General features: G+C 35.5%; 1 protein-coding gene. It reads right to left on the reverse strand.

The window, feature by feature from the left end:
• Positions 1-159: 159 nt before the first annotated feature.
• The gene (locus tag V7659_RS29350) at positions 160-1395 is read right to left on the reverse strand and encodes a benzoate/H(+) symporter BenE family transporter (protein WP_335543571.1); all 1236 of its coding nucleotides are present in this window, start codon (positions 1393-1395) and stop codon (positions 160-162) included.
• Positions 1396-1421: the final 26 nt, after the last annotated feature.

Here is a 1421-nt window from a genome sequence, read left to right on the forward strand (position 1 = left end):
GGGTGTTAACATACTTCTTAATTCCCTTTTAATCTGATTTGAGAAAATGGTTCATATAGGCTCTGATGAAAAGAAAGTGTACAGTTACAGAAAAAAGGAAGAATTCGTTAATTGAATTCTTCCTTTTTATAGGGCCAAAATTCATTTTACTTTTATAAGTTAAGCTGTTTCTTTTTCCTTTTTTTCAATTTTTCCTATAGTATCATTTTCAATATATCGTGCAATGAGAGAACCAACAAGTAAGGACCAAACGGGCGCACTTATACTTAATAAGGTAATCTTTGATAAGGCAATAATGAAGGCAAATACAGTACTTATTTTCATTGTTTGCTTTGAGAAAGATTGATGTAAACTATTTCCAAATACACCGAGAAGCGAAAATCCAGCAATCATTGAAATGAACTCTTTCGGTAAAGCTTGGATTAGTGGAACCAGTTTCCAAGAGAATAAACCGTAAACGAGAAGAAGAGCACCCGCCACTACAGCCCCCATGTATCTTTTTTCCTTGGGACCTGCCTCTTCATCTGCACATATTACTGTTGCCATTCCAGCAATATTTGCAGACTGACCTCCAAAAAAGCTTGTTATGATTGAAAATAATCCGCTAAAGGAAATAATTTGATTGATCGGGGTCCGATAATTATTTTTTTCCAATGCACCGACCGCAACTGCTGCATCGTTGCTTAAAATGAGAAAAGCAAGCGGGATAGAAACAGAAAGGAAACTTACTATATTAAAATCAGGTAATTGAATTTCGGGCATAATCACTCCAGAATTCCATTTAATGTTATTCAATGGATAGAACAGGATCAATAATATAGTTCCAATGACAATCGCTGCAATTACAGGCGGAATTTTTATTTTCCACCTGCTAAAAATAAAAAAGGCCACCAAAGGAATAAATCCAATTAATATTAGCTTGTTGATGGAAATAATAAAATTCACCATATAGTTTGTAATCATTCCTGCCAGCATTGCCGAAATAATTTCTTTAGGCACCAACTTAATCAATTTTGAGAAAAAACCCAGAAATCCAATGAGTACCATTAAAATGCCTGAAATAAGATATGCTCCGATTAATTCATGGTAGCTAAACTGGGATGTCATCGTTGTCAGGAATGCAACACCAGTAAGCGTATGGCCGCCAACAATCGGTATCCGACTATACATGGGAAGAATAATGCCAAATAATCCTCCAAATACATAGACTGCAAATATCCATAGAACCGTCTGTGAGGAACTGAAGTTTCCCTTTGTTGCTGCTTCCAATATAAGAGCAGTAGGTCCCGTAATAACGAATATTCCTGCAATCAAACCTGCCGAAATATTTTTATGATTTAAATCCTTATGGGAAACTTTAATCCTGCTATTTCTACACTCTGGAAAACTATTCATGTTTCTCCCCCTTTTTATATGAAGTG

This window comes from Neobacillus drentensis (assembly GCF_036966985.1).
Lineage (GTDB): Bacteria > Bacillota > Bacilli > Bacillales > Cytobacillaceae > Neobacillus > Neobacillus drentensis_E.